Annotated in this window: 21 protein-coding genes and 1 pseudogene; 14 read left to right on the top strand and 8 right to left on the bottom strand. The window is 72.3% G+C overall.

Annotated features, from left to right (window positions below; all coding sequences use genetic code 11):
• Positions 1-48: 48 nt before the first annotated feature.
• On the bottom strand, positions 49-1,641 hold the full coding sequence (locus AC5WRT_RS17660; RefSeq protein WP_496094408.1) for an FAD-binding oxidoreductase: 1,593 nt from the start codon (positions 1,639-1,641) through the stop codon (positions 49-51).
• A gap of 119 nt (positions 1,642-1,760) precedes the next feature.
• Between AC5WRT_RS17660 and AC5WRT_RS17665 the strand changes: the two genes are divergently transcribed.
• Positions 1,761-2,360, top strand: a complete 600-nt coding sequence (locus AC5WRT_RS17665) for a TetR/AcrR family transcriptional regulator (protein ID WP_496094409.1) — start codon at positions 1,761-1,763, stop codon at positions 2,358-2,360.
• Positions 2,357-3,937, top strand: coding sequence for a glycerol-3-phosphate dehydrogenase/oxidase (locus AC5WRT_RS17670; RefSeq protein WP_496100372.1), 1,581 nt, complete (start codon positions 2,357-2,359; stop codon positions 3,935-3,937). The genes AC5WRT_RS17665 and AC5WRT_RS17670 overlap by 4 nt, the downstream gene beginning before the upstream one ends.
• Before the next feature lie 430 nt (positions 3,938-4,367).
• Here AC5WRT_RS17670 and AC5WRT_RS17675 read toward each other — a convergent pair whose 3' ends face one another.
• Together AC5WRT_RS17675 and AC5WRT_RS17680 are read right to left on the bottom strand one after the other, a co-directional pair.
• Entirely contained in the window at positions 4,368-5,819 is a 1,452-nt protein-coding gene (locus AC5WRT_RS17675) for a WGR domain-containing protein (protein WP_496100373.1), read from the bottom strand.
• 181 nt (positions 5,820-6,000) lie between these two features.
• Complete coding sequence (locus tag AC5WRT_RS17680) at positions 6,001-6,990, bottom strand: pyridoxal-phosphate dependent enzyme (protein WP_496094412.1); 990 nt, start codon at positions 6,988-6,990, stop codon at positions 6,001-6,003.
• Positions 6,991-7,973: 983 nt separating this feature from the next.
• On the opposite strand from AC5WRT_RS17680, the gene AC5WRT_RS17685 reads away from it, so the two are divergent.
• Positions 7,974-8,771, top strand: a complete 798-nt coding sequence (locus tag AC5WRT_RS17685; RefSeq protein WP_496094413.1) for an SAM-dependent methyltransferase — start codon at positions 7,974-7,976, stop codon at positions 8,769-8,771.
• A gap of 182 nt (positions 8,772-8,953) precedes the next feature.
• Complete coding sequence (locus tag AC5WRT_RS17690; RefSeq protein WP_496094414.1) at positions 8,954-10,432, top strand: glutamate-cysteine ligase family protein; 1,479 nt, start codon at positions 8,954-8,956, stop codon at positions 10,430-10,432.
• Positions 10,433-10,924: 492 nt separating this feature from the next.
• Here the strand turns inward: AC5WRT_RS17690 and AC5WRT_RS17695 are convergent, their stop codons facing one another.
• The gene (locus tag AC5WRT_RS17695; RefSeq protein ID WP_496094415.1) at positions 10,925-11,317 is read right to left on the bottom strand and encodes a winged helix-turn-helix transcriptional regulator; all 393 of its coding nucleotides are present in this window, start codon (positions 11,315-11,317) and stop codon (positions 10,925-10,927) included.
• A 99-nt stretch (positions 11,318-11,416) separates the two neighbouring features.
• On the opposite strand from AC5WRT_RS17695, the gene AC5WRT_RS17700 reads away from it, so the two are divergent.
• Complete coding sequence (locus AC5WRT_RS17700; protein ID WP_496094416.1) at positions 11,417-12,067, top strand: FMN-dependent NADH-azoreductase; 651 nt, start codon at positions 11,417-11,419, stop codon at positions 12,065-12,067.
• Between the two features lie 191 nt (positions 12,068-12,258).
• Complete coding sequence (locus AC5WRT_RS17705; protein ID WP_496100374.1) at positions 12,259-13,047, top strand: thioesterase family protein; 789 nt, start codon at positions 12,259-12,261, stop codon at positions 13,045-13,047.
• 377 nt (positions 13,048-13,424) lie between these two features.
• Here the strand turns inward: AC5WRT_RS17705 and AC5WRT_RS17710 are convergent, their stop codons facing one another.
• Both AC5WRT_RS17710 and AC5WRT_RS17715 read right to left on the bottom strand, forming a co-directional pair.
• On the bottom strand, positions 13,425-14,186 hold the full coding sequence (locus AC5WRT_RS17710) for a PDC sensor domain-containing protein (protein WP_496094500.1): 762 nt from the start codon (positions 14,184-14,186) through the stop codon (positions 13,425-13,427).
• Between the two features lie 38 nt (positions 14,187-14,224).
• A complete protein-coding gene (locus tag AC5WRT_RS17715; RefSeq protein WP_496094418.1) occupies positions 14,225-14,983 on the bottom strand; it encodes a FadR/GntR family transcriptional regulator in 759 nt (252 codons plus the stop codon).
• Between the two features lie 100 nt (positions 14,984-15,083).
• On the opposite strand from AC5WRT_RS17715, the gene AC5WRT_RS17720 reads away from it, so the two are divergent.
• The 7 genes from AC5WRT_RS17720 (at position 15,084) to AC5WRT_RS17750 (ending at position 21,706) form a co-directional block, all read left to right on the top strand.
• A complete protein-coding gene (locus AC5WRT_RS17720; RefSeq protein ID WP_496094419.1) occupies positions 15,084-16,115 on the top strand; it encodes an ABC transporter ATP-binding protein in 1,032 nt (343 codons plus the stop codon).
• A 35-nt stretch (positions 16,116-16,150) separates the two neighbouring features.
• Positions 16,151-17,347: an ABC transporter substrate-binding protein gene (locus tag AC5WRT_RS17725; protein ID WP_496094420.1), complete on the top strand. Its 1,197-nt coding sequence runs from the start codon at positions 16,151-16,153 to the stop codon at positions 17,345-17,347.
• A 3-nt stretch (positions 17,348-17,350) separates the two neighbouring features.
• Positions 17,351-18,244 carry an ABC transporter permease gene (locus AC5WRT_RS17730; RefSeq protein WP_496094421.1) on the top strand — a complete coding sequence of 298 codons (894 nt, stop codon included), beginning with the start codon at positions 17,351-17,353 and terminating at the stop codon, positions 18,242-18,244.
• Between the two features lie 21 nt (positions 18,245-18,265).
• Complete coding sequence (locus AC5WRT_RS17735; protein WP_496094422.1) at positions 18,266-19,081, top strand: ABC transporter permease; 816 nt, start codon at positions 18,266-18,268, stop codon at positions 19,079-19,081.
• A gap of 323 nt (positions 19,082-19,404) precedes the next feature.
• Complete coding sequence (locus tag AC5WRT_RS17740; RefSeq protein ID WP_496094501.1) at positions 19,405-19,986, top strand: maleylpyruvate isomerase N-terminal domain-containing protein; 582 nt, start codon at positions 19,405-19,407, stop codon at positions 19,984-19,986.
• Positions 19,987-20,089: 103 nt separating this feature from the next.
• Complete coding sequence (locus tag AC5WRT_RS17745) at positions 20,090-20,371, top strand: hypothetical protein (protein ID WP_496094423.1); 282 nt, start codon at positions 20,090-20,092, stop codon at positions 20,369-20,371.
• Between the two features lie 453 nt (positions 20,372-20,824).
• On the top strand, positions 20,825-21,706 hold the full coding sequence (locus AC5WRT_RS17750) for a DMT family transporter (RefSeq protein WP_496100375.1): 882 nt from the start codon (positions 20,825-20,827) through the stop codon (positions 21,704-21,706).
• Positions 21,707-21,722: 16 nt separating this feature from the next.
• On the opposite strand, the pseudogene AC5WRT_RS17755 reads toward AC5WRT_RS17750, so the two are convergent.
• Positions 21,723-22,004: pseudogene (locus tag AC5WRT_RS17755) on the bottom strand (LLM class flavin-dependent oxidoreductase); the annotation flags it as partial.
• 61 nt (positions 22,005-22,065) lie between these two features.
• Positions 22,066-23,094: an aldo/keto reductase gene (locus AC5WRT_RS17760; RefSeq protein WP_496100376.1), complete on the bottom strand. Its 1,029-nt coding sequence runs from the start codon at positions 23,092-23,094 to the stop codon at positions 22,066-22,068.
• 160 nt (positions 23,095-23,254) lie between these two features.
• Here AC5WRT_RS17760 and AC5WRT_RS17765 point away from each other — a divergent pair, with 160 nt between their 5' ends.
• Positions 23,255-23,893: a TetR/AcrR family transcriptional regulator gene (locus tag AC5WRT_RS17765; RefSeq protein ID WP_496100377.1), complete on the top strand. Its 639-nt coding sequence runs from the start codon at positions 23,255-23,257 to the stop codon at positions 23,891-23,893.
• Positions 23,894-23,941 lie beyond the last annotated feature (48 nt).

Raw genomic sequence — 23,941 nt, forward strand, 5'->3', positions numbered from 1 at the left:
GTGCCTCCGAAGCAGGCGGATCGATTGGGGTCGGACGGCGGATCGGGGTCAGGAGGTGGGCAGCAGGACGCCGGGGTTCAGCAGGCCCTCGGGGTCCAGGCGGCGCTTGACGGCGCGCAGGGCGGCGATGCCGAGCGGCCCGGCCTCGCGGACGTACCAGTCGCGATGGTCGGTGCCGACTCCATGATGGTGGGAGATGGTGCCGCCGGCCGCCAGTACGGCCTCGTTGGCCGCGCGCTTGGCGGGCGTCCAGTGGGCGACCGGGTCCTCGCCCTGGGCGCTGACGACCGTGAAGTACAGCGAGGCGCCGTTCTCGTACACGTGGGAGATGTGACACATCACCAGGGGTGGGGTGCCGGCCTCGGTGAGGGTGTCGGTGAGGGCCGTGCGTACGGCCGTGTACAGCTCGGGGACACGGGACCAGAAGGCGGCGGTCTCGAGGGTTTCCGCGAAGGCGCCGACGTCGAGCAGGGCGTCGCGCAGGTACGGCGCCCCGTAACGGCCGTGGGCCCAGCGTTCGCCCGGCTCGGCGCCGAGGAGGGTGCCGCCGCAGTCGGTGAGGACGGCGGCCGCCTGCTCCCGGCGCTGTGCGGTGTCCTCGGCCGTGCCCTCGTAGCCGATGATCGCGAGGCACCCGGCCGCGCTCCGGCCCGCGTCGCCGCCGATGGCGTCGGGCTGGGCCAGGCCGATGAGGGTCTCGGTCTCGTCGGACAGCCTCAGCACGGTCGGCCGGGGCCCGTCCTGGGCGAGCCTGCGCAGCGCGGCGGTGCCCTCCTCGAAGGAGGCGAACCGCCAGCCCTCGTAGATCCGCACCTGCGGCAGCGGACGGATCCGTACGGTGACGGAGGTGATGACGCCGAAGGCGCCCTCGGAGCCGAGGATGAGCTGACGCAGATCGGGGCCTGCGGCGGAGCGCGGGGCGCGGCCGGTCTCGATGGTGCCCTCGGGGGCGGCGAGGGTCAGGGCGAGGACCATCTCGTCGAAGCGGCCGTATCCGGCGGACGCCTGGCCGCTGGAGCGGGCGGCGGCGAAGCCGCCGATGGTGGCCCACTCGAAGGACTGCGGGAAGTGGCCGAGGGTGTAGCCGCGTTCGGCGAGGAGTGCTTCGGCGTCGGGGGCGCGCAGACCGGGCTGGAGTACGGCGGTGCGTGAGACGGGATCCAGGTCGAGCAGGCCGTTCATGCGGTGCAGGTCCAGGGCGACGAACCCGGTGCGCTGCGGGGCGAGTCCGCCGACGACGGAGGTGCCGCCGCCGAAGGGGACGACGGCGAGGCCGTGCGCCGCACAGGCGCGCAGGACGGCGAGGACCTCGTCGTGGGAGCCGGGGAGGACCACGGCCTGCGGGACGTCGGAGAGGTCCCCGGCGCGGATGCGCAGCAGGTCGGGGGTGGACTTGCCGCGGGTGTGGCGGACGCGGCTCTCGGTGCCGGTGCGGACGTGGTCCTCGCCGCCCACGGCTTCGGCGAGCGCCGCGAGCGCGGCGGGCCCGGCCGTGGGCGCGGGCAGGTCGATGTCCTCGAGGGAGAGGGCGGGGGTGCTGCGGGGTTTGACACCGAGCAGGTCGCGCAGCAGTCCGGTCACCGAGTCGGGCAGGGGTGCCGCCTTGGCCGGGTCGCCCCAGCCGTTCCACAGCATGTCCATTGAACGGTCGTCCTCACAGGTCGGTGTGCTCGGTGTACTCGGTTGGCGCGACGGCCGACGGCCGGTCCGGGGCGACGGCTGTCCGCTCCGCCCTGTCCCGGGGCGTTACACTGTGACACATGACGCCTATTCGTCACAACGGCTCGGACAACGATCACGTGCTCGACGCGGTGCGCGACTGTGTGCTGGCCGTCGGGGTCCGCCGCACCACCCTCGCCGACGTGGCCCGCCGCGCCGGCGTCTCACGGATGACCCTGTACCGGCGCTGGCCGGATCTGCGGACCCTGGTCGGCGATCTGATGACCCGTGAGTGGATCGACGTGGCCACCCGGGCGATCCCCGAGCCCACGGCCGGCACGGACACCCGCACCCGGATCGTGGACGGACTGGTGGCGGGCGTCGAGGCCTTCCGGGCGCACCCGCTGTTCCGCAAGATCGTCGACGTCGACCCGGAGCTGCTGCTGCCCTATGTGCTCGACCGGCGTGGAGCGAGCCAGGAGGCGCTGCTGGGGCTGCTGGCCGACGGGCTGCGCGACGGCCACGCGGACGGCTCCGTGCGCCCCGGGCATGTCCCACGGCAGGCCCGTGCGCTGCTGTTGACCGTGCAGTCCTTCGCCCTGTCCCTGCGCACGATGACCGACGAGGACGATCCGGAGCTCGACTCCGCCGCCTTCCTCGGCGAGTTGCGGACCCTTCTGGAGAGGACCCTCACGCCATGAGCCACACCAGGGCCGACGCCGGCTCGTCCCTCAGCGCACACCGCCGCGGCCGGGAACTGGCCGAGGCCGCCGACGGCAGGGTGACCGACGTCCTGGTCGTCGGGCTCGGCGCCACCGGAGCCGGCGTCGCGCTGGACGCGGCGGCCCGCGGCCTGGACGTCGTCGCGGTGGACGCCCACGACCTCGCCTTCGGCACCTCCCGCTGGAGCTCGAAGCTCATCCACGGCGGGCTGCGCTATCTGGCCTCCGCGCAGTTCGACGTCGCGCACGAGAGCGCCGTCGAGCGCGGCGTGCTGATGACCCGGACCGCTCCGCATCTCGTCGCCGCCCAGCCGTTCGTCCTGCCGCTCACCCCGCTGGTGTCCCGGGGGCAGGCCTCGCTCGCGTGGACCGGTTTCCGGGCCGGGGACATGCTGCGGCTGGCCGCCCGTACCCCCCGTCATGTCCTGCCCGCGCCGCGCCGGCTGTCGGCGACGGAGGCCCGGCACCTCGCGCCCTCGGTGCGCGCGGCCGGGCTGCGCGGCGGACTGCTGTCCTGGGACGGCAAGGTGACCGACGACGCCCGCCTGGTCACCGCCCTGGCCCGGACGGCCGCCGCGCGGGGTGCGCGGGTGCTGACCCGGGTCAGGGTGCTGGATCTGACCGGCACCGGCGCCCGGATCCGGGACGAACTCACCGGTGAGGAGGGCGAGGTCAGGGCCCGCGCGGTCATCAACGCCGCCGGAGTGTGGGCCGGTGACCTCGTCGAGGGCATCAGGATCCGGCCCTCCCGCGGCACCCATCTGGTCCTGCGCTCGGAACGACTCGGCACCCTGCCGGCCGGCCTGCACATCCCCATCCCCGGGGAGACCAACCGATTCGTCCTGGTCCTGCCCCAGGGCGACGGCCGGGTGTACGTCGGCCTCACCGACGAGCCTGTCGAGGGCGGGATCCCGGACGTCCCTGACGTGCCCGAGAGCGACATCGGATTCCTGCTGGACGTGCTCGGCTCGGTCCTGGACACGCCGGTGGCCCGGGAGGAGGTCGTCGGCGCCTTCGCCGGACTGCGCCCCCTGCTGGACACCTCCGGCCACGACGGCCCCGACGGGGCGTCCGCCCGCACCTCCGACATCTCCCGCCGGCATGCGGTGCTGACGTCCCCCGACGCCGTCACGACGATCGTCGGCGGCAAGCTCACCACCTACCGGCGGATGGCACAGGACGCCGTGGACGCCGCGACCGCCGCCCGGGGTCTTCCAGCCGCGCCCTCCCCCACCGCCGACCTGCCGCTGGTCGGCGCGGCGGCCCCCGCCCGGCTGCGGACCCTGTCCGCGCCCCGGCGCCTGGTGGGTCGCCTCGGCACCGAGGCCGAGGCCGTCCACGCGCTCGCTGCCGAGGATCCGACCCTGGCCGAACCGGTGCTCCCCGGCCATCCGGTGACGCGTGCCGAACTGCTGTGGGCCGTCCGGCACGAGGGCGCCCTGGACGAGTCGGACCTCCTGGACCGCCGGACCCGTATCGGCCTGGTTCCGCAGGACCGCGTCGAGGCGCTCCCCGTGGCGCGGGAGGTGCTGGCGGAGGCGGCCGCGTGGCGCTGACGTGACGCACCCGAGCGGGGCAGCGCCGACCCGTGGGGGCCGGCCGGTGGAGACGACGAGAGGCAAGGCACCCGCACGCGACCGACCGCGCAGACGGGCCACCGAGCCCGGCCGACCTGCTCACCCGCACCGATGACGGGGATCGCCGGCCCGGACCGATCTGCTCACCCGCATCCGGGTGAGGTCGGCCGAGGCGAGGCGGCGCGACGCGCGGCTGACCCAGCGGGCGGGGGCGGCCGGCCGGCGGAGCAGAGGGGGTGCTGCCAGAGGACGCATCGACGGAGCCGCGCACGGTGCCGAGCGGTGCGAGCGGCGGCGGACCTCCGAGTGCCGGACGGCCGCGGGCGGAGCGGGGTGCCGCGCAGCCGACCGGTGGCGGAGAGCAGCGGCAGAGAGCAGCGGCGAAGACCGGCAGGGAAGACCGGCAGCGTCACAGCAGACGGCGGATGTCGCCCCGGACGCGATAGAAGCCGCCCGCCGCGGGGTGCAGGGCATCCACCACGTAGCGGGCGCCCGGCTGCCGTATCGCGCGCGGGAACTGGACGTTCCAGGAGGTGTCGTAGCCCTCGGACACCACATGCACCCGTAGCCGGCCGGCCTCCTGCACGCACTCGACCACCACCGCTCCGGCGGGAGCCGAGGCGACGGTGGCCACCGCGGCCACGGCGGTACCGGGGGCGTAGGTCGGCAGGGCGGCGGCGAGCTTGACGTCCCGCGCCACCGGCAGCGTACCCTGCTGGGCCGCCGCGACGGCCGTCTCGCTCGCGTCGACGCACAGCAGCGAGCCCTCGGTCGTCACCAGATACAGCCGCTCGTCGCGGTACTGCATCGACAGCGCGGAGCCGCCGCCCGTGCCGAGTTTCCACAGGCGCGTGCCGTCCTGGTCGAAGCAGTAGACGGAGGAGGCGGCATCGCCCGCGAACACGAACCTCCCGCCCGGGGACGTGGCGCACGAGTACACCGCACTGTCGCAGGCGTACGTCGCCTCGACGGCGCCCGTCGCCTTCGACAGCCGCTGGACCACGCGGTGCCCGGTGCCCGCGTAGACGGCGTCCTCCTCCTGCCAGCCGAACAGCACACCGCCCTTGGTGGCGGTGTGCCACAACTCGCCGCTGCCGTCGGGAGCGTAGGCGGTGACGCCCCGCTGGTGGCCGTGGTAGACGGCCCGGTCGTCGGCGCGGACCATCCAGGCGTGCTCGCCCTGGCTACGGCGGGCCCACTGGTGTTCGTCCTCGTGGTCGATGACGGTGAGCCGGCCCGCGCGGTCCGAGACGTTCAGGATGCCCTCGTGGATGTCCAGCCAGAAGATGTCGACGTCGGCGGCGATGTCGTAGGCGGCGAACGGCAGCTTGGAGGACAGGTCGTAGACCTTGCCGTCGTCGCAGCCGGCGTAGATCCAGAAGTCGTCGGCGACCAGGCACTTGACGCCGTCGGGCAGGCTGAACCGGGCCAGGACGGCGCCGTCGTGGCCGAGGGTGTACACGTCACCCGCCTGGTTGCCCACCCAGCAGTGCTCGTCGTCGACATGGATGCCGAAGGCGGCGGAGCCGGTGCGGAAGCGCCACAGCACGGGCGCCACGGCCCGCGCGGTCGACGGGGCCGACGTCACCTGACGCCGGGTCACCGGGCGTGGCGCCCGCTGCCCCTGGACCGCCGGGGCGTACCCCTTGCGGACCTTCTCCCCCACCTTCCTCGCGGCGGCCGCCCTGGCTTTCTCGGCGGAGGGGAAGGTCGTCGTCTGGGTCTGCCCTGCGGCGCCGATCCTGCCGTACCGCACCGTCACGACGGTGCCGTCGACGGTCACTTCGTAGAACTTGTGGGCGCCCCCGCCCTCCTGCGACAGCTCCAGATACGTCGTCGACACCGCGGACGCCGTGGTCATGGCAGACCCCTCCCCAGGACGGACCCGCGGCCGTTCCAGCAGGTCCTCACTGATCGAACCGTAGAGGCGACCACTGACAACGGGCCCTGACCGGCGGCTCCAGCTCCCCGGTGACGCCGGGGAGCGGCGCATGCGGTTGCGCGCCGCGGGGGTCATGCGGCGACTTGCGTCGCAACTGCGTTCATCCGCCGACGAGTTCGGCGAACCTCCGGGCGTCGATGTTGCCTCCGGAGGCGATGATGCCGACGCGGGGCGGCAAGGCGCCGACGCGGAGCGGCAGGTCGCCGACACGGCCGGCCAGGAGGGCGGCGAGCCCGGTGGCGCCGCTGGGTTCGAGGACGATCTTCAGTCGTTCGAAGGCGAAGCGCATGGCGGTGACGATCTCCGCGTCGCTGACGAGGGCGATGGCGTCGACCAGGCGCCGGTTGATCCCGAAGGTGATCTCACCGGGAGTGGGCAGGGCCTGCCCGTCGGCGATGGTCCGGGGCACGGGCACGGTGACACGGGCACCGCGCTCCAGGGAGCGCTTGGTGTCGTCGCCTTGCTCCGGCTCCACACCGATGACTCTGACGCCGGGGTGCAGGGCCTTGGCCGCGGTGGCGCTGCCGGCGATGAGGCCGCCGCCTCCGACGGGTACGACCAGGGCGTCGAGCGGGCCGGTCTCGTCGAGGAGTTCGAGCGTCGCGGTGCCCTGTCCGGCGATGACGTGCGGGTGGTCGTAGGGCGGGACGAGGGCCAGGCCGCGTGCCTCGGCCAGTGCCGTACCGAGCGTGGTGCGGTCCTCGGTGTAGCGGTCGTAGGTCACGATCTCGGCGCCGTATCCGGCGGTCGCCTCCCGTTTGAGGCGTGGGGCGTCCTCGGGCATCAGGATGACGGCGCTGGTGCCGAGTTCGCGGGCGGCCAGGGCAGTCGCCTGGGCGTGGTTGCCGGAGGAGTAGGCGGCGATGCCCTTGGCAAGCCGGTCCGGGGGCAGTTGGGCCGCCGCGTTGTAGGCGCCGCGGAACTTGAAGGCGCCGACGCGCTGGAGGTTCTCGCACTTGACGAACACCTCGGCGCCGACGAGCGCGTTCAGGGTGCGCGAGGTGACGACCGGCGTACGGTGGGCGACTCCTTCGAGGCGTGCGGCGGCCGCACGGACGTCGTCGAACGTTACGGGCAGAGCGGCGGCCATGGCGGGCTCCTCTTCCCTTCCTGCGCTCCGTGCAGCGAGCGTCGCAGATTCGGCTTGGACTGTTTTTCCAATCCTGGACAGGAACTCTATGGACAGCCGCGCCCGTCTGTCCAGGGAAAGGCGGATGGCGCGGGCGGCCGGGAGCACGCGCGGCCTGCTCGGTGGCCGCTGTCCCCCCGGCCGTGTACGGCTCTTCTCGAGTTTCCCGATCTCCTCCTCGGTGAGCCGGAGGCCGAGAGCGGCGAGCGCGTCCTCGATGTGACGGCGCCTGGTCGCGCCGACGACGGTGTCGTGACGCCGGGGCCGGGGGCCCACCCGCACCAGGGCCACCCGGGCACCCGGACGCCACGGCGGTCGCCGACGTCGGCGTAGGGCCTCTCGTGGTCGACGCGGGCGCAGCGGCGCCCGGGCCGGCGGGCAGGACGTCCGGCCGCAACAGCGGGACATCGGCCAGAGCGTGCGGTGATGACGCCGCCGGCGGTCTCGTGACGCTCACCGGGGTGCTCGTGGCGGCACGGGAGCCGGCGCCCACTGAGTGGAAGACCGAGCCCGGTCCGGCGGATCGGGAAGGGCGGGGAACGACCCGAGCGCATGGATTCACCGTTCCCCGCCCCCGGCGCGTCGGCCCGCCTCGTCACGGACATGGAGGGACGACCCGGCGACCGGTCGGACGAAACATCGACTCACCGATCTTGTTCCGACCATCCGACGCCGACGACGCGCAGTCCACCGGAGCCGGTCCGGCCGGGTGACGGGGCGACGCGGGTCGTGTCGGGGCAGGCTGTTCCGGTGAGACCCACCCGGCCCGGGAAGAGGACCGGCTCCCGTGGTGCCGGGCCCGCTCCGGTCCCCAGCGCCCGGCCGAGCGCCGTCACCGCCGTACCGCCCCGGAACTCCCGGAGCAGACCAGGTAGTTGATATGGGAAGCTTTGGCCAACCGTCTGCGGGACCGAGACCGTGACGGTCGTGGAGAGGAGTACGGAGTGACTCAGGACGGCGGCCAGGCCGTGCACATCGACACCAGCAAGCCCCATCCCGCACGGATCTACGACTACCTCCTGGGCGGCAAGGACAACTACGAGGTGGACCAGGTGGCGGCCGATCAACTGGCCGCCGCGGCACCGGAGGTGTGGATCTCCGTGCGCGCCAACCGCGCCTTTCTGCAGCGTGCGGTCCGGTACGTCGTCGACAGCGGGGTCCGTCAGATCCTGGACATCGGCACCGGCCTGCCCACCTCCCCGAACGTGCACGAGGTCGCCCAGGAGCTGGTGCCGGACGTGCGCGTGGCCTACGTCGACAACGACCCGATCGTCAAGGCACACGCCGACGCGCTGCTCAACCGGGCCGGCACGACCGGCATCGTCCTGGCCGACCTGCGCGATCCGCAGTCCGTCGTCGATCATCCCGAGGTCCGCAGGATCATCGACTTCGGCCGGCCGGTCGCCCTGTTCCTCGTCGCCGTTCTCCACTTCCTCCGCGACGCGGACGAGCCCGAGCGGATCGTGGCCACCCTGCGCGACGCGCTCCCGCCCGGCAGCTTCCTGGTGCTGTCGCATGCGACGGGTGACCTCGCCGACCGCAGCCGGGCCGAGGCCGTCTACAACAACGCGTCCGCCACCATGAACCTGCGCTCCCGCGACCGGGTCGAACGCTTCTTCGACGGATTCGACCTGGTCGAGCCGGGGCTGGTGCAGGTTCCGTTCTGGCACCCGGACACCACGCCGCCGACGGGCTCCGAGGAGATCGGCTTCTACGGCGGAGTGGGCCGCAAGCCGGCCTGATCCGGGATCCCGCCGGCGCGACCGCGTACCGCGCCCCGCCGCCGCGTGCCCGCGCCCCTCTCCGGCCGCTCCGGAGCCGGAGGGGTGCGCGCCCTCGCCGGTGCGGGCCGCGCCTGGTGGGGGTCACGGGTTGGTGCGACGCTGGTGGAGAGGGCTGTGACGAGGGTCATCCTGGAGGGCCCATGGGACGCGACGTCCCGGCGCTCGTCTTCACCCGCGAGGACCGTCGCCGGTACCGGATCAAGATGTACGCGTGCCTGGACGCGTTGGCGCAGATGCTGCGCGAGTCACGGTTCGAGTCCGAGCGGCCGCAGGTCGGTCTGGAGATCGAGCTGAACCTCGTCGGCGAGGACGCCGAGCCGGCGATGCGCAACGCCGAGGCGCTGAGGGCGATCTCCGACCCCGCCTGGTCCACCGAACTGGGCCGGTTCAACCTGGAGATCAACGTGCCGCCCAGACGGCTGACGGCGGGCGGCCCCGACGCGTGGGAGTCGGAGATCCGCGCCGCGCTCAACCACGCCGACGAGCGGGCCGGGTCGATCGGCACCCGATTGATCATGATCGGCATCCTGCCCACCCTGCGCCAGGAGGACATCGGCGAGGAGAACCTGTCGGAGAACCCCCGCTACCAGCTCCTCAACGACCAGATCTTCGCGGCCCGGGGTGAGGACCTGCGCATCGAGGTGGACGGCGTGGACCGGCTGCGCACCTACGCGGACACCATCACACCGGAGGCCGCGTGCACCAGCACCCAGTTCCATCTCCAGGTGTCACCCGAGGAGTTCGCCCCCTACTGGAACGCGGCGCAGGCCATCTCCGGGGTCCAGGTGGCGCTGGCCGCCAACGCGCCGTTCCTGTTCGGCAAGGAGCTGTGGCACGAGACCCGGATCCCGCTGTTCGAACAGGCCACGGACACCCGTCCGGAGGAGATCAAGGTGCAGGGGGTACGGCCCCGGGTGTGGTTCGGCGAGCGGTGGATCAACAGCGTCTTCGACCTCTTCGAGGAGAACCTGCGCTACTTCCCCGCCCTCCTTCCGCTGTGCGAGGAGCAGGACCCGGTGGAGACGCTGGACAGCGGCGACATCCCCGAACTCGGGGAGCTGACCCTGCACAACGGCACGATCTACCGCTGGAACCGCCCGGTGTACGCGGTCTCGCACGACGTCCCGCACATCCGGGTGGAGAACCGGGTGCTGCCCGCCGGTCCGACCGTCGCCGACACCCTCGCCAACGGCGCCTTCTACTACGGGCTCACCCGGGCCCTGGTGGAGGAGGACCGGCCTGTGTGGTCGCGGATGTCGTTCGCGGCCGCCGAGGACAATCTGCACACCGCCGCCCGGCACGGCATCGACGCCCTGCTGTACTGGCCGGGAATGGGCGAGGTGCCCGCGCCGGAACTGGTCCTGCGCAGGCTGCTGCCGCTCGCGCACCGCGGCCTTGAGCACTCCGGGATGGACGACGCGTGGCGGGAGCCGCTGCTCGGCATCATCGAGCAGCGATGTGTGTCGGCACGCAACGGCGCCGTGTGGCAGAAGGAGATGTTCCACCACCTCGACGCGACCACGCACGCCGGCCGCCATGAGTCCCTGCGGCGGATGACCCAGTCGTACATCGACTACATGCACCTCAACGCACCGGTTCACACCTGGCCGGTGGACTGAGCGGGCTCAGCCGTGCCCGCCAGGCAGGTGCACCGCGCGGTCGCCGCGGCGGGATCACGAGGAGTGCGTCGCTCTCGCGGACACCCCCGCGTCAGCGCACCGGGCTGCACTCGTCGACCCGCACGGCCGGACCGTGGGCGACGTTGCGCGTCGAACCGGTACGACGGGGTCCGCCGTTCCCCGCCGAAGCGGTGGTTGAGCCGTCAGCGGACCCACCGGCCGGCCGGGGCGGCAGCCCGGAGGGCGGCGCGGCGTGGGCGAACACCCGAAGGCGGCCGTCCCGTTCCCGCAGGGCGACGCCGCCCGGCCCCCGCCCCTCCCGGGGCTCGACGCCGTGCCGCTCGGCGGACCCACGACGTGCGCGCCCTCCAGCCGGACCTGAGCCCGGAAAGATGCCACCGGCACCGCGTCCCCCCGGGCGGCGGTGCTGTCACGGGCCCGCTCGGTCCGCGAGGTGCGCACCCGGCGCACGGTGACGTCCACGGCCCGGCACTACGCCGAGGACCCGGCCGGCCGCTCCCGCTCCACGCCGAGGCAGGGCGGCGCGCCCGGAAGGTGGGCCTTCGCCCAAGCGGCCAGCTCCCGCAGCGCCGGCTCCAGGGCGGCCCCGGCCTCTGTCAGCCGGTAGGACACGCGCAGCGGTGGGCCCTCGTCGACCTGGCGGAGCACGAGTCCGGCAGCGCCGAGTTCCGCGAGCCGGTCGGACAGCATGCGCTCGCTGATGCCGGGGACGGCGCGACGCAGGTCGGCGAAGTGTGCGGGCTGCTCCACCAGGACGGCCACGATGGGCCCGCTCCACCGCTTGCCGAGCAGTTGGAAGACACGGGTGATGCCGTCGTCCACCTGCTTGCACGCCGCGCTGTCGTGGGTCACGTCCGCCGTCATGTGATCAGGGTACAGCCTCGCCGTAGGGAGGTGAAAAAAAGTAAGCCGCTATGATAGAGATAGTTGTGTATGAAAATTCAGCAACTTCTGGGAGTCTCCATGGCAACCCTGCTGCACATCGACTCGTCCGTGTTCCCGGCCGAGGCCTCGGCCTCGCGCGCCGTGACGGGGGCCTTCCGCACGCACTGGCTGGAGCAGCACCCCGAGGGCACGGTCGTCCACCGCGATCTGGCGGCGCAGCCCGTCCCGCACATCACCGCGGCCGCGCACACCGCCGGCTTCGCCGACCCCGCCTCGCACACGCCGGAGCAGGCCGCGGCCTTCGCCGAGCGCGTCAAGCTGATCGAGGAGCTGGAGCGGGCCGACGCGGTGCTGATCGGCGCCCCGATGTACAACTTCTCGATCCCCTCGACCCTCAAGGCCTGGCTGGACAACGTGATCCTCCTCGGCCGCACCGCGGGCGAGAACCAGTCGGCGAAGGGCACCCCGGCGACCGTCGTCGCCAGCCGGGGCGGCGCGTACGGGCCGGGCACCCCGCGCGAGGGATACGAGTACGTACAGAACTACCTCGAGGCTGCCCTCGCCGACGGCCTCGGTCTGGACGTCGAATTCATCGTCCCGGAGCTGACCATGGCCCCGCACAACCCGGCGATGGCCGAGCTGATCCCGCTGTACGAGGCCTCCCGTGCCCGCGCCCTCGAGGAGGCCGCCGTGAAGGCCAAGCAGCTCGCCGAGCGCCTCGCGGCCTGACCGGACCCCTCCGGCCCGGGCCCCGCCCTTCCGCGGCGCCCGGGCCCTGGCACGTCACCGGGCACCGTCCCGCACACCTCGGCGCCGCCACCCGCAGAAGACCGGCCCGTGCCCCGCCCGCCGTTACGGATGTACCGTGCAACGACCTGCGCGTCACCCGCGCGCTCGCACACCGTGAGGAGACGCACACGTTGGCCGCCAGCTACTTCGAGCGCACGGACCGGCTTCGCTACAAGCCCACCCCGCACGCGAGCGGCGCGTGGGACACCGACGAGATGCACTTCAGCCCGCTCGGCGGCCTCGTGGTCCACGCGATCGACCAGTACCGTGCCGAGCGCCCACCGAGCGGACTGCTGCTGTCCAGGATCAGCTTCGACATCCTCGGACGGATCGCCCTGGACGAGTGCGAGGTCCAGGTGGAGTCGATCCGGCCCGGCCGCACCGTCGAACTGCTCGAAGCGGTCGTACGCATCGCGGACCGGCCGGTGGTACGGGCCCGGGCCTGGCTGCTCACCACGGTGGACACCGGTGCCGCGGCCGACGGTGCCGACGCGCGCCTCCCGCCACCGGACGGGCTCGCCGGTCACCCACTGGGCGACGTCTGGCCCGGTGGTCACTGCGCGTCCGTCGACGTACGTCCGGTCACCCCGTGCCGGCCGGGACGGGGCACGGTCTGGATCTCCACCGACCTCGACCTCGTCGCCGGCGAGCCGAGCAGCCCGCTCGCCTCCTACGTCGCCCTCGTCGACACCGCCAACGGCATCGCCGTACGCCGGTCGCCCACCGAGTGGATGTTCCCGAACGTCGACCTGACGATCCACCTGCACCGGCAGCCGGAGGGCCGCTGGGTCGGCCTGGACACCAAGGTCACCTTCGGCCCCACCGGCCAGGGCCTCACCAGCAGTGTGCTGCACGACGTCCACGGCCCTGTCGGCCAGGCCGAACAGATCCTCACGGTGCGCCCGCTGCCCGGCCGGTGACCGCCTCTCCACGTCGTCGGCCACGAGGCGGAGCCGGGCAGCAGTCCGTCGACCGGTTGCTCACCTCGCGCACCGTCCGGCGGCCGTCGTCCTCGTGACGGCTGATCTCCCCCGTGCCCGCACCGGCTCCCCGCTCATGCGGGCGACGTTCTCGGACCGGCGCGGGGCCGGCCGCCGGACGCCGTCCGTGCCGGCGACGAAGGTGAACGGCGCGGCCAGTTCGGCGGGGTCCCGGCCGCGGGCCGGTCCACGGACCGGCGAGCCGTACGGACGCCCGTACCGGTCTCCCCTGACCGGACCGGGGGCTTCACGTCTTCGGGGCCGGCAGATCGACGGCTCCCGCCGCTTCGTCGCGGCGCGCTCCTGGGACCGCCCGCTCAGGTCAGCACGAGGACCAGCGGTACGCCCCGGCACGGCACCAGGTGCATGCCGTCGTACGTGCCCGGCCGGGCCGCGCTGAGCAGGTCACCGAAGTCCGGGCCCTTGGTGAGGGAGCCGGCCAGGTGCGCGGGGTCGGCGGACGCGGCGACCCGGCCCCGGGCGTTGACCAGATGGGCGGGACGGGACAGGCGCCGCAGGAGCGGGAGGACCGCCGTTTCGAAGTGCCGCAGATAGACGTCCGCGGCGGCCACTCCGGCGAACCGGCCCTCGCTCAGCACGGGTTCGGACAGTGTGAGGCTGTACTCGTCGGAGCAGAGGTAGTCGACGTACGGTCCGGCCACCGCCCGGCGCCCGGTGTCGCGGGGCAGCGCGAACCAGTCCCAGTGCGTGTAGTCGGAGTAGGCCGACTGGCCGGGATCGAGGTCGAGGAGCAGCGGGCGTACGTCGCCGTCGGCGCCGGACTGCCACCACTCCAGCCAGGCCGGTACGTCGGTCAGCAGGCCGGGCGCCGTGACGAAGCCGACACCGGAGACGAGTTCCTCGCGGTTCAGGTGCACGTGCAGTCCGGGGCGGAGCGCGGCGAGGTCGGCGCTGACCGGCCGCCGGCCCTCGGCGGACACGCGGCCGAGCAGGGCCTCGGTCTCGGCGCGGGTGGCGGCGACCGTCTCGAAGACGGCCTCGAGCGCACCGCCGACCTGTGCGGCCACCCACATCCGCGTGTCCGTGTCGAGGGTGGCGAGCCCGGGGCTCCAGCCCATGGTGTCCTCCAGCGGACGGGTCACCCGACGCGGCGCGGTCAGAGGGTGAGGCGTACGGCGACGAGCCGCGCCGTCGATTCCCTGACGCACCGTTCGGCCAGCGTGCCGGACGTTTCGTGGGCCCCATCCTGCACGGCGGAGATCACGGAGCGGTGACAGTCCGCAACTTCTTCACGATATGCGTCGTCGGCCAGGACCAGGCACAGCAGGGCGCCGATCTCGCTCTGCAGGCCGACCTGTTCGCGGGTGAGCCGGGCGGACTGGGCGGCCGCCGCGAGTTCGACATGGAAGCGGCCGTACAGCCGGCTGCGTGCCGCCACGTCCTCGGCCCGGCCCAACTCATTGATCGTACGGTGGAGTTGGTGGAGATCCTCGGGTTCGGTACGCTGTGCGGCGAGCCGTGCGGCGGCGCCGGACAGGGCGGCCCAGTGGTCGCCGAGGTCGCGCAGCTCCTCGGTGCTCCAGCCGCACAACCGGGCCTTGAGCCGGTCGTCGGCGGGGACTTCGGGCAGGGAGACGAAGCTGCCGCCGCCGCGGCCCCGACGGGTCGTGACCAGGCCCTGTTGCCGCAGGGCCATGAGCGCCTCGCGCAGGGTGACGGTGGAGACGCCGAGCTGTCCGGCCAGCTCGGTCTCGCCGGGCAGCTGCTCACCGTCGGCGAGGAGGCCCAGTTCGATGGCGTCGCCGATGCGGCGGACGACCGCGTCCACACGGGCCCGGTTGTCCACCGGGCTGAAGACGGCCCGGCGGGCACCGCCTCCGATCTCGTACTGTCTCACGGCCACCACCTCGCGCATTAACTCAAGCTTTACCCTGAAAGCCTCTTGAGCTTAGAACTATGACTTCATATTTTTACGGTCAAGCGGTCAACGTACAGCGCGCCAGAAAGGTTCCCCCATGGAGGGAATTGCGGTCCGGCTGCAGAACCTGCGGAAGTCCTTCGGTGAGACGACCGCCGTGGCCGGGGTGGACCTGGAGATCCGGGACGGAGAGTTCTTCTCCATGCTCGGCCCGTCCGGGTCGGGCAAGACGACGGTCCTCCGGCTGGTCGCCGGGTTCGAGACACCGGACGAGGGCCGGATAGAACTCGCCGGCCAGGAGGTCACCGGCCTCGCCCCGTTCGAGCGGGACGTGCACACGGTGTTCCAGGACTACGCCCTGTTCCCGCACATGACGGTCGAGCAGAACGTGGCCTACGGCTTGAAGGTCCGCAAGGTGCCGAAGGCCGAACGGCTCGTGCGTGCCCGCAAGGCCCTCGCCGAGGTCCGCCTCGAGGGTTACGGCCAGCGGCGCCCGTCCCAGCTCTCCGGTGGACAGCGCCAGCGCGTCGCCCTCGCCCGCGCACTCGTCGGCCGGCCCCGGGTGCTGCTGCTGGACGAACCCCTCGGGGCCCTCGACCTGAAGCTGCGCCAGCAGATGCAGGTCGAACTGAAGGCGATCCAGCGGGAGGTCGGCATCACCTTCGTCTTCGTCACCCACGACCAGGAGGAGGCCCTGACGATGAGCGACCGCATCGCCGTCTTCGACCAGGGCCGCATCGCCCAGGTCGGCGCGCCCGCCGAGATGTACGAGCGTCCCGCGACCCCCTTCGTCGCCTCCTTCGTGGGCACCTCGAACCTGCTCGACGGGGAGGCGGCCCACCGGATCGTCGGCACCCCGGGCACGTACAACATCCGGCCGGAGAAGATCCGTGTCCTGAAGGACTCCGCCGAGACGGACGAGCCGGAGCACACCGGTGCCGTCGGCACCGTGGCCGAAGTGGTGTACCTCGGCGACGCGACGCGCTTCCTGGTCGACCTCGACGGCGGCGGCCGGCTCACCGCGCTGCAGCAGAACCTGGATACCTCCTCCGAGGACGTCGCCGCGCTGCGCGGCACCCGGGTGCGCCTGACCTGGCACCACCGGCACGCCGTCCGGCTGCCCTCCTGACCTCTCCCCCGCCTCTACGCCCCCTGGAGAACGCCGTGCGTCCCACTCGTACCCTGCGCGTCGCGGCCTGTGCCGCCGCACTGCTGCTCGCCGCCGCCTGTGACTCCTCCGGATCGGGCAGCTCGTCCGCCACCGGGCTCAACCCGCCCGACCTCAGGGCCCCGACCAAGCTCGGCAAGACGGAGGGCCAGGTCGATCTGATCGCCTGGGCCGGCTATGTGGAGGACGGGTCCAACGACCCCAAGGCCGACTGGGTCCACCCCTTCGAGAAGCAGACCGGCTGCCAGGTCCACTCCAAGGTCGCGGCCAGCTCGGACGAGATGGTCAAGCTGATGAAGACCGGCGAGTACGACGCCGTCTCCGCCTCCGGCGACGCCTCCCTGCGCCTGATCGCCTCCGGCGACGCCGCGCCCGTCAACACCTCCCTGGTCCCCAACTACAAGGACATCTTCGGCGGGCTCAAGAACGGCGCCTGGAACTCGGTGAAGGGCCGGATGTACGGCATCCCGCACGGCCGGGGCGCCAACCTGCTGATGTACAACACCGAGAAGGTCAAGCCCGCCCCCACCTCCTGGTCCGCCGTCTTCGACGACGCCTCGCGGTACAAGGGGCACGTCACCGCTTACGACTCGCCGATCTACATCGCCGACGCGGCCCTCTATCTCAAGGCCACCAAACCCGAGTTGAAGATCAAGGACCCGTACGCCCTCGACCAGAAGCAGTTCGACGCGGCCGTGGCGCTGCTCAAGCAGCAGAACAAGAACGTCGGCGAGTACTGGAGCGACTATCTGAAGGAGGTCTCCGCTTTCAAGAGCGGCGACTCGGTGGTCGGCACCACCTGGCAGGTCATCGCCAACCTGGCCGCCTCCGAGGGCGCCAAGGTCAAGGCGCTGGTGCCGAAGGAGGGTTCGACCGGCTGGTCCGACACGTGGATGGTGTACAGCAAGGCCAAGCACCCCAACTGCGCCTACAAGTGGCTCAACTGGATCGTCTCGCCCAAGGTGAACGCCCAGGTCGCCGAGTACTTCGGCGAGGCACCCGCCAACTCCAGGGCCTGCGACGAGACCAGTGACAAGAACTTCTGCACGGTCTACCACGCGGCCGACGAGAACTACTGGAAGCGGATCGCCTTCTGGAAAACGCCCGTCGAGCAGTGTCTGGACGGCCGCAAGGACGTGAAGTGCGTGCCGTACGCCAAGTGGGTGCAGGCCTGGACCGAGGTCAAGGGCTGAGCCGTGACGACCGACGTGACGACCGCCGCCGGCCGGGGAACCGTCCGGCGGCTCGCCGGAAGCCTGCACCGCAGACCCCGGCTGCGGCTGACCCTGCTGCTCACCGCCCCCCTGCTCTGGCTGGCCGTGCTCTACCTCGGCTCCCTGACGGTCCTGTTCGTCTCCGCGTTCTGGACCACGAACTCCTTCACCTCCGAGGTGGTGAAGGTCTGGTCGACGGACAACTTCCGCGAGCTGTTCACCACTCCCGTCTTCCGCCAGGTGGTCCTGCGCAGTGTGGGGGTGGCGCTCGCGGTGACCGTGCTGTGCGCCGTGATCGCCTTCCCGGTCGCCCTCTACACCGCGCGGGTGGCCCGGCCGAAGTGGCGTCCGCTGCTCGTCGTCGCCATCCTCACCCCGCTGTGGGCGAGTTACCTGGTCAAGGTGTACGCCTGGCGGCTGATTCTGTCCGAGGGCGGGCTCGCCGACTGGATGCTCGCGCCGTTCGGGCTGAGCGGCCCCGGCTTCGGCCTGCCGGCCACCGTGCTCACCCTGACGTACCTGTGGCTGCCGTACATGATCCTGCCGATCCACACGGCCCTCGAACAGTTGCCGGCGAACCTGCTCGACGCCTCGGCCGATCTCGGGGCGCGGGCCGGGCGGACCTTCCGCTCGGTGGTGCTGCCGATGGTGCTGCCCTCGGTCGCGGCCGGCTCGGTGTTCACGTTCTCGCTGAGCCTCGGCGACTACATCACCGTGCAGATCGTCGGCGGCAAGACACAGCTCATCGGCAATCTCGTGTACTCCAACATCGAGCTCAACCTGCCCATGGCCGCCGCGCTGGGCACGGTGCCGGTCGTCGTGATCGTCCTGTATCTGCTGGCGATCCGCCGCACCGGTGCCCTGAACAGCCTGTAGGACCTGGAGGAGAACAGCGCCATGCATCTCAGCCGCACCGCGCGCGTCGCCCTGCGCATCGGCGCCGGACTCGGTTTCGCGGTGATCTACGTCCCGCTGCTCCTGGTCCTCGTCAACTCGCTGAATCCCGACCGCAGCGCGAGCTGGCCCCCGCCGGGGCTGACCTGGCACTGGTGGTCGGTGGCCGGGCACAACGCCGGGGCCCGGCAGGCGCTGTGGGTCTCCGTGGAGGCGGGGCTGGGGGCGACCGCGATCGCGCTGGTCCTCGGCACGCTCATCGCGTTCGCGGTGGCCCGGTACCGCTTCTTCGGTCGTGCCACGGTGTCGTTCGTGGTGGTCCTGCCGATCGCGCTGCCCGGCATCGTCACCGGCATCGCCCTCAACTCCGCTTTCGGCACGGTGCTGGAGCCGCTCGGCGTGGGGCTCGGGCTGTTCACGGTGATCGTCGGCCATGCCACCTTCTGCATCGTGATCGTCTTCAACAACGTGGTGGCCCGGCTGCGCCGTACGGCGGCCTCGTACGAGGAGGCGGCCATGGATCTCGGCGCGAGCACCTTCCGGGCGTTCGCGGACGTCACCTTCCCGCTGATCCGCTCCGCCCTGCTGGCCGGCGGTCTGCTCGCCTTCGCCCTGTCCTTCGACGAGATCGTGGTCACCACGTTCACCGCCGGACCCGGCATCGAGACCCTTCCGATCTGGATCTTCGACAACATGACACGGCCCCAGCAGGCGCCGGTGGTGAACGTCGTGGCCGCGGTGCTGGTCCTGCTGTCGGTGATCCCGATCTACGTCGCCCAGCGGCTGTCCGCGGACACGGCGACCTCGAGCCGGGTGTGACACCCTGTACGGTCACGAAGCAGGGGAGTTCGAGCACAGGGGGAGGCATGAGCAGGGAGATGTCCGCCGGACCGGCACAGGCGGTGCGCGCGGCGTACTAGGGCGTGTTTCGAAAGTAGCGTCGTCCGCCCGGAGGGCGGGGTCCGCGGCGTCTGGTGCGGTGCATCGCAAGGCGGAGGGTCGTCCTCGTACCGGGCGTACGGGGACGATCCCGACAACGCGGCGAGGTGCCGTGCCAGGCGTCGCGGACCAGACGGGACTTTCGAAACACGCCCTAGGCGGCCTCGGCTGCCGTCGCCGGTCTGGGTGGCGAGGAGTCGTGGCTGCCGACCGGCTGCAGCGGCTGGGCGGTACGCGATCTCGTCTTCCACTGTGCGACGGACGCCCAGCGCGCTCTGGTGGCCCTGCACACGCCCGCACCGGAGCCCGTGGGCCGGGACGCGGTGACCTACTGGCAGGACTGGCGGCCGGACACCGCCAAGGCCGCGAACGGCCGACGCTGGGTGCGGGTGAACGGGAGCATGTTCCTGGACTTCCGTCAGCTCCAGGGTCTGTGCCTGGAGACACTGGCGGCGGCCGCGCACGCGGCGGAGGCGGCCGACCCCGCGCAGCACGTCCGCACGCAGGGGCACGTACTGACGGCCGGGGACCTGATGACCACCCTCGCGGTGGAGGCGACGGTCCACCACCTGGACCTGACCGTCCGTCTCCCGCACGCCCCACGACCGGCACCCGAGGGGCTGGCCGCGGTCCGCGCCACCCTGGACGGTCTGCTCGGCCGGCCGGCGCTCCCGCAGTGGAGCGACGAGCACTACGCGCGTGTGGGCACCGGCCGGGCGGCGCTCACCGACGCCGAACGCGCGTCGCTGGGTGCGGCGGCGGACCGCTTCCCGCTCTTCGGCTGAGCCCCGCCCGGACGCCGTTCGACACACCCAACACGGGGACACGGAAGAACGACACCTGCGCGGTGCAGGGGCCGCCACCCGGGTTTTTGCGACCCTGCGCCCCATGCGCACCCCACCGAGCATCAACAGTTACGTCGACCGCGTCACCGCCGGCCCCGGCGGAGCGATGACCGACGAGGTCGGCGTCGTCACCGGCGACCTGACCGTCGCGACCATCCTGCTGTCCGACGGCCACAGCGTCCGCGTCGCCATCCAGTACACCGGCAGCGACACCTGGTACACCCTCGCCGGCAGTCCCGCGTCCGTGCCCGCCGGGCAACTCGCCGCCTATCACCGGGACCTGCTGGGCCGGATCCGCCGAGGAGGCGGCACCCGCGCCACCTGAGCGGCCACGCTCAGGGCGGAGCCGGCCGGGGGCGGCCAGGTCACGCCCCGATCACCCCCGGACCCTGCCTTCAACGCCCTTGATCCGACAGCCGGTCGCCCCCCATGAACAGGCAAAAGGCCGGCCTCCGGCACGCTCACGGTGTACGTCCGGGGCTGGTACGGCCAGGGCGCGGTCTACGCCGACGACCTGGCCCCGAGCTGACCTGCCCGGCCCGCGTCGGCGCCCCACTCACTGCTGAAGGGGCGGGGTGCCGGGGCCGGCCGAGACCGCACGCCTCCTTCTTCACGACACGGCACCGCCGGCTCGCCCGCGTCCGTTCGACGGCGTGATCAGCATCCGGCCCGTCGCCACGCCCCCACGGTCCCGTACCCGGCGCGTGGGCGTCGCCTTCCGTAGCCTGAGAAGCCCCGGACCTCCTCCTGGAGGCTTCCCCGCAGGCAGGAGACGGTCATGATCGAACTGGCCGCGGTGTTCGCCGTCGCGGGTGCGGCGAGCAACGCCGTGGGTACCGCCTTCCAGCGCAGGGCCGCGTCCACGAGCAGCCGTGGCGGGCTCCGGCTGCTCGCGGAGCTGGTGCGCCGGCCCTTCTGGATGATCGGCATGTGCGGGGTGATCTGCGCCGCGCTGTTCCAGAGCCTGGCCCTGGTCAACGGCCCGCTCGCGCTGGTCCAGCCGCTGTTCGTCCTGGAACTGCCGTTCGCTCTGCTCGTCTCCGCCCCACTGATGCACAAGCGGTTGCCCCGCTCGGGCTGGTGGGGCGTCGGCTGCTGTGTGGCGGGCCTCGCGGTCCTGCTCATCGCCGCCGCCCCGCACGGCGCCGTCCATGATGCCCCGCTCACCCGGTGGATCCCGGCCCTCGGTCTGTGTCTGGGCGGGATGGGCGCGGCCGTGCTGCTGTCCCGCCGGGGCGGCCCGCCGGACCGGCGCGCCGCGCTGCTGGCGGCCGCCTCCGCCACGGGCAACGCGGTGACCGCGGCCCTGCTGAAGTCGGCAAGCGGCACCTTCGCCGACCGCGGCTTCACGGCGTTCCTGTGTGCCTGGCAGACGTACGCCTTCGCGCTCACCGGTGTCACCGCCGTGCTCCTGCTGGAGAACGCGCTCCAGGCCGGTCCACTTGCCGCCGCGCAGCCGGCGCTCACGATCGGCGACGCGGGGGTCAGCCTGGCGCTCGGCATCACCCTGTTCGGGGAACGGATCCGCGGCGGCTGGTGGCTGGTGCCGGAGGCATGCGGCGGCCTGCTGATCGTCCTGGGCGTACTGGTGCTCGGCCGGGCCGTCCAGCACATCACCGTGGTGCCGGTTGCGGCGGAACAGCGACACGCCACGACGTGAGCCGTACGGGGCGAACGACGATCGTGGCGATCTTGGCCAGCAGGGCGGGTGGCCGGAACCGGTTGCTGGTCACGAGTACGCCGAGGCTAAGTCGCCGGGTGTGCGCGGCGAGCAGGGTCCAGCCCTCGTGGACCGGTCCGTCCGGATCGCCGACGATCGGCAGGAGGTGGTCGAACAGGCACGCGTGCTCGATCTCCGGGATCGCGTCCGCCTCGTGCCAAACGCGCAGCACATCGTGGTAGCCGACCTGCGAGGGGGCGGCCATGATTTCGAACCGGGGCCGAGGCGTGTGCGGCATGAGCTGGTCCTTTCGATGTGCGGAAGGTGGTTCGACCGATGGGACGCGGGCTCCGCCGCCCCTACGGCGTGCGCCGGCGTCGTAGGGACGGATCGAGCAGCGCGGGCGGGGTGTCGTGCTTCTCGTCGGGGGCCAGATCGACGCCGGGGGCCACGATCGCGTCGATGGCGTCGAGCACGTCGGCGGTCAACACGGTTTTCGCCGCGGCGAGTTGGGAATGCAGGTGGTCCACCGTGCGGGGACCGATGAGCGCGCTGGTCACCGCGGGGTGCGCGGTCACGAAGCCGAGCGCGAGCTGGATCATCGTCAGACCGGCCTCGTCGGCGACGGCGGCGAGTTGCTCGACGGCTTCGAGCCTGGTCCGGTTGGCCGGGACGGCGAGGTCGAAGCGGTCCGGCAGGAACGCCGAGCGGTGCGTGGCGATGTCCCGGCCCGCGCGGATCGCGCCGGACAGCCAGCCCGAGGCCAGCGGGCTCCACACGAGCACACCGAGCCCGTACTCCTGGGTCACGGGCAGCACATGGCTCTCGATCCCGCGCTGGAGGACGGAGTAGCTGGGCTGTTCGGTGACGTATCGGCCCAGATGGTGCTCGCGGGCGGCCCACTGCGCCTGGACGATGCGGTACGCCGGGAAGGTGGAGGAGCCGAAGTAGCGTATCTTTCCGGCTTGTTGGAGGTCGGTCAGCGCGGACAGGGTCTCCTCGTCGTTGGTGCCGGGGTCCCAGCGGTGGATCTGGTAGAGGTCGACGTGGTCGACACCGAGGCGGCGCAGGCTGCCCTCCAGCGCGGTGACCAGCCACCGGCGCGAGCCGCCCCGGTGATTGCGCTCGCCGCCCATCGGCATGGCCGCCTTCGTCGCCAGGACGATGTCGTCGCGGCGGCCCGCGACGGCCTTGCCGACCATCTCCTCCGACTCGCCGTCCGCGTACATGTCGGCGGTGTCGATGAGGTTGATCCCACCCTCGAGAGCGGCGTCGACGAGGGCGGTGGCCTCGTCCTGGGTGGTGCGTCCGATCCTGCCGAAGTTCATCGCGCCGAGCGCGAGAGAGCTGACCTGCACGCCGGTGCGGCCCAAGGTGCGGTACTGCATGACCGCGCCTCCTCACTGGGGATGGGGGCTGGAGAGCGGGGCATGAGGCGTGGCCCGGCTTGGACGCCGGCCGACGCTCTGCCACCATGGTGAAGCGGAACAACGTTCCGGTACGACAATACGGAACACTGTTCCGTTTAGCAAGCGCGGCATTGGAGGCATGGCGGTGGACCAGCACGACGGCGGAGGGAACGGCGCTGTGAACGACGGCGACGGCGGGACGGGGCGCGTGCGGCGGTCCAGGCGGAGCGATGCCCGGCGCAACCAGGAGACACTGCTCGACGCGGCCGCGGCGGCCTTCGTCGCGTCGGGTGTGGAAGCGCCGGTGCGTGACATCGCGGCCCGTGCCGGGGTCGGGGTGGGCACGATCTACCGCCACTTCCCGACGCGCGCGGACCTCATCGTCGCGGTCTACCGGCACCAGGTGGAGAGCCTGGCCGAGGCCGGTCCCGACCTGCTGAAGACCGGTCCCACTCCCTGTGCCGCCCTCGGTCGGTGGATCGACCTGTTCGTCGACTTCCTGGTGACCAAGCACGGCCTGGCCGCCGCCCTGAAGGCCGACAACACCGGCTTCGACACGTTGCACGCCTACTTTCTGGACCGGCTCCTGCCCGTCTGCGCCGAACTGCTCGAGGCCGCGGGCGCCGCCGGCGAGATCCGCTCCGGCCTGGAGGCCTACGAACTCCTGCGCGGCGTCGGCAACCTGTGCATCGGTGCGGAGAACGACCCCCGGTACGACGCACGTCGGCTTGTGAAGCTCCTGGTCACAGGACTGAGTGCGGAACGCGCCGACGGCTGAGGCAGGCGGGCCGAGACCGGACGCCCGGTCGACCCGCCACCCGCTCAG

This window comes from Streptomyces sp. NTD91, from assembly GCF_059510455.1.